Raw genomic sequence first — 4386 nt, forward strand, 5'->3', positions numbered from 1 at the left:
CCGCGCATCGCGGCGCGCGGCGCCCCGGCGAGGGGCCGACCGCCGCGCTGAGCGCGGGCTCGGTGGCGGGCCTGGCGCTGCTCTGGTGGGCCGCGACGCACTTCGGCTGGGTGCCGCCGCTGTTCCTGCCGTCGCCGGCCACGGTCTGGCGCGCCTTCGTCGACGCCTGGCACGGCAATATCCAGGGCGGCGTGCCGCTGGCCGAGCATCTCGGCTGGAGCGCGCTGCGCGTGTTCGGCGCGTTCGCGCTGGCGGCCCTGTTCGGCATCCCGGCCGGCATCCTGATGGGCGTGAGCCGCGTCGCGCGCGGCCTGCTCGATCCGCCGCTGGAGTTCTACCGGCCGCTGCCGCCGCTGGCCTACCTGCCGCTGGTGGTGATCTGGTTCGGCATCGACGAGACCGCCAAGATCGTGGTGATCTTCCTGGCCTGCTTCGCGCCGATCGCGATGGCCGCGCGCGCCGGCGTGCGCAGCGCCACCGGCGAGCAGATCGCCGCGGCCTGGTCGCTCGGCGCCAGCCCGGCGCAGGTGGTGCGCCATGTGGTGCTGCCCGCCGCGCTGCCCGAGATCCTGACCGGGCTGCGGATCGCGATCGGCTTCGGCTGGACCACCCTGGTGGCCGCCGAGATGGTGGCCGCCACCGCCGGGCTCGGGCAGATGGTGCTGAACGCCTCGAGCTTCCTGCGTACCGACGTGGTGGTGATGGGGATCGTGCTGATCGGCGCGATCGCCTGGGGTTTCGACCTGGCGATGCGCGCGCTGGAGCGGCGTTTGGTGCCGTGGAAGGGGCGGGGTTAGGGCGGGTCTATTTGGTGATCTTGTCGAACACGAGGGGAGGGAGCTTGCGGCGGGGACGGGGCGCCTGGGTGACCGGCTCCGGCGCCGGAGCAACTTCCTGAGTCGAACCCGTGATGGTGTCGGCGCCGTGTGCCGGCTCTTGTCTGGGCACGAAGGCGATACGCAGGCCAAAGGGTTTGCCGATCGCGTTCAAGGTGTCGAGGGTGGGATTGGCCTCGCCACGCTCGAGTCGTGCAACGAGGGGTTTGCTCAAGCCGACCAGCTCGGCGAACTCTTCCTGGTTGAGGCCGATTGCCTCGCGAATCCAGCGCGCCGCCGAAGCGATGTCCGGGCGTTCGCGCGCCAGGCGCTCGGGCAGGGTGCTGCGCAGTTCGCGCAGCGCTTCGGGTGACTTCCTAGCGTAACGCATCGAGTGCTCCGAGTACGGTGGCAAAGCGTGGAATGCACATGTCGGTGCGTGGATCGCGCGATGCCGTGATGAATGCGTCGCGCGTGCGTTCCAGGGGGCTGCGCCATGCCGCCAGTGCCGCGCGAAGCTGGGCCGCGTTGTCGATGCCGAGCCGCTCGGGCAGCCAGCGTTCGAACAGCACTGGCCAGCGGTTGTGAAAGCCGGGCGGGAATTCGCGCCACAGTGTCGAACGTGTCGGCGGGTCGTCGCCGAGGAACATGGGCGCGAAATCGAATAGAGGGGTGAGCCGTATTCCTTCTTCCGTCAGGAAGAAGGCGGTGTTGCGGCCATGATTGTCGTCCACGCGCAGGCAGTAGCCGAGCATGTCGCGTTGCAGATATTCGAGCAGGTCGTTGCCGAGCGTGCTCGTGTCGGCATAGGCGATCCAGTCGTCGATGATGTCTTCGTGAAACAGCACGGCACCGTGCTTCGCGACATTGCGCAGGCTGTACGCGCTTTCCATCGCACGACGATGGACGCCTCGATCGTCGACGACACGATCGAAGCGCGGAATGAACAGCAGGTCGCCGAACATGAAAGGCTCGCCTTCGACCACCAGCCCGGCGCCGCGCGCGAGGGTCAGCCACAGATGCTCGTGGCGCAGCATCACGGCGTCGCGGTTGTTGCGGGGCATCTTCACGAGATAGTGCGCGGCGGCGTCTTCATCGCGAACCAGTGTATCGGCGTAGTACAGGCCGTCGCGATGCCGGGTGAGCCAGAGCTTGGCCGCCTGCCCTTGCGTGCTGGTGCCGGCGACGAGCGTGCCGTGCAGATGCGCGTACTCGATGAAGTCGGCATCGTGGCGCCGCATGTTCTCCAGCTCCCAGCCTCGCGATACGCCGGGCAGTTGCTCCCGCAACCATCGGTAGGCTTGCGCGATGCGCGTGTTGCCGGCTGGATTGCTCGCGCCATGGGCGAGTACCCGGGCGTCGTTGTGCGGCCCGTCCGGTTGCGGCCAGCCTTCGCGATCGACCAGCAATTCGCGACCGAATCCGCTCGGCAAGATGTCGAGCAGGAATGGCGCCCAGGTCGGATAGCGTTTCATCTCGAAGCCGACAGGCTCATGCGTGGACAAGGAGGATTCGCCGACCCGCTCAAGATAGGTGTAGGCGTAGTCGTGCAGGTATTCGAGCGTGCAAGGGGATGCAATGCCGCGCTTCGGATCGGTCAGCGTGAGCGTCGCTGCGGCTTGCCATGCCCCATCCACGAATTTTTCGAGCAGTAGTTCCATATCGGAATACTTTAAGATCCCAATTCCGCAGTGTAAGTGCCGATTTGGGATATTTCAATATTCCTTTTCTGAAGAATCGAGGGCCGCATCATCAATCCCCCGCCGCCGCTCCTTCACGCCGCGGATCGGCGGTACCCAGCCACAGCGACTGCCCGTCGAGCGCGACGCGCTGCAGCCCGACCAGGTCCGAGGTGATCGGGACGAGCCGCACCTCGTGCCCGCGCCGCTTCAAGCCCTCGACCAGCGTATCCGACACACGTCCCGCTTCCAGCTCGGTCGGCCCGTTGCGCGAGCCGAAGTTCGGCAGGGCGATCGCCTGCGCCACCGTCAGGCCCCAGTCGGTGACGCCGGCCAGCGTCTTGGCGACCGGCATCGCGTCGGCGCCGCCGAGCACCAGCGCCACGCGCCGCGTGCCGCGCTCGAAGGCGATCTCGGGCGTGAGCGAGGAACGCGGCCGCTTGCCGCCGTCCAGGCGGTTCGCGATCGGCCGGCCGTGATCGCGCGGCGTGCGCGAGAAGCCCGTCAGCGCATCGTTGAGCAGGAAGCCGCGCACCATCAGCCGCGAGCCGAACGGGTCGCCCAGGCTGGAGGCCATCGCCACCACCGCGCCGTCGTGATCGACCACCGCCAGTTCGCTGGCGGCGGGCGGCGGCGCCAGCGCATCGGGATCGTCGCCGAACGAGGTGGCCAGCGTCGAGTCGGCTGGCACGCCGGCTTCGGCATGACCCAGGCTGGTGTTGCCGATCCGTTGCAGGCGCTGCGCCAGGTAGGTCGGCGCGACCAGCCGTTGCCAGTCGCCGGCCGGCGCCGGCACGCGCTCCGGATCGGCCGGGTAGCGCGCGCGATCCGCATAGGCCAGCCGGCCCGCCTCGCTGAACAGATGCGCGGCCTGCGGCGTCGGCTCCAGGCCGCCGCCGTCGTTGCGCACCAGCTTTTGCCCGCCCAGCTTCTGCCAGTCCGGCAGCCCGTCGAACAGGCCGAACATCTGCGCGATCGCCAGGCCGCCCGAGGCCGGCGGCGGCATTCCGCACAAGGTCCACTTGCGATAGTCGCCGCAGAACGGCGTGCGCGGCAGCGCGCGGTAGCGGCCGAGATCCTGCTGCGTGAGCAAGCCCGGATTGGCCGACTGGCCGACCTTGGCGGCGATCTCGCGGGCGATCGCGCCGCTGTAGAACGGGTTCGCGCCGCCGGCCGCGAGCTGGCGCAGCGTGGCCGCGTAGGCGGGGTTGCGCAGCAGCGTGCCGGCGGTCTTGGGCCGCCCGTCCTGCTCGTAGAAATAGGCGCGCGCGGCCGGATCGGCGCGCAGGTACGGATCGCCCGCGATCAGCGCGGCCAGTCGCGGGCTGATCGGGAAACCCTGGTCGGCGAGCTTGATGGCGGGCTGGAACAGGCGCTTCCAGGGCAGCTTGCCGTGCGCCCGATGTGCCAGCTCGAGCATGCGCAAGGTGCCCGGCACGCCCACCGGCCGGCCGCCGGCCACGGTCTGCGCGGGGCCGAGCAGCTTGCCGTCGCGGTCCAGGAACAGGCGCTCGGTGGCGGCGGCCGGCGCGGCTTCGAGGCCGTCGTAGGCATCGGTGGTCTTGTCGTCGGCATAGAGCAGCAGCGCGCCGCCGCCGAGGCCCGAGGATTGCGGCTCGGTCAGCGTCAGCACCAGCTGCGCGGCGATCGCGGCATCCACCGCGCTGCCGCCGGCCTTGAGGATCTCGGCGCCGGCCTGCGCGGCAAGCGGGTTCGCGGCGACGATCATCGAGCGCGCCGAGGACCAGCCGGGCTTGTCGCTCCAGCCGCTGGCAGGCTCGGCGACGCGGCCGCCGAAGGCCGTTTGCGGCAGGCGCTGCGCGGCGCCGCTAGCCGCCGTGGTGCCGAGCGTGGCCGACGATGCAGCCGAAGCCGCTGCCGCGCCGGCTGCC

General features: G+C 69.9%; 4 protein-coding genes. 1 reads left to right on the forward strand and 3 read right to left on the reverse strand.

Features of this window, described 5'->3' with window-relative positions; all coding sequences use genetic code 11:
- The coding region (locus F3J10_RS34485; RefSeq protein WP_167243948.1) for an ABC transporter permease subunit at positions 1 to 797 on the forward strand (797 nt) is incomplete at its 5' end.
- Positions 798 to 804: 7 nt separating this feature from the next.
- Here the strand turns inward: F3J10_RS34485 and F3J10_RS34490 are convergent.
- From F3J10_RS34490 to F3J10_RS34500, 3 genes are all read right to left on the reverse strand, one after another.
- The gene (locus tag F3J10_RS34490; protein WP_060002693.1) at positions 805 to 1206 is read right to left on the reverse strand and encodes a helix-turn-helix transcriptional regulator; all 402 of its coding nucleotides are present in this window, start codon (positions 1204 to 1206) and stop codon (positions 805 to 807) included.
- Positions 1193 to 2476, reverse strand: a complete 1284-nt coding sequence (locus F3J10_RS34495; protein ID WP_166916826.1) for a HipA domain-containing protein — start codon at positions 2474 to 2476, stop codon at positions 1193 to 1195. Before F3J10_RS34495 ends, F3J10_RS34490 begins: the two co-directional genes overlap by 14 nt.
- Before the next feature lie 91 nt (positions 2477 to 2567).
- Positions 2568 to 4386: gamma-glutamyltransferase family protein (locus tag F3J10_RS34500; protein ID WP_167243949.1), on the reverse strand; the 1819-nt coding region annotated here is incomplete at its 5' end.

It is taken from the genome of Burkholderia sp. Cy-637 (genome assembly GCF_011753175.1).
GTDB classification, from domain to species: Bacteria; Pseudomonadota; Gammaproteobacteria; order Burkholderiales; family Burkholderiaceae; genus Burkholderia; species Burkholderia gladioli.

Coding starts and splice junctions, on each gene's coding strand:
- F3J10_RS34490 (WP_060002693.1), bottom strand. CDS start 1,206: ATGCGTTACGCTAGGAAGTCACCCGAAGCGCTGCGCGAACTGCGCAGC.
- F3J10_RS34495 (WP_166916826.1), bottom strand. CDS start 2,476: ATGGAACTACTGCTCGAAAAATTCGTGGATGGGGCATGGCAAGCCGCA.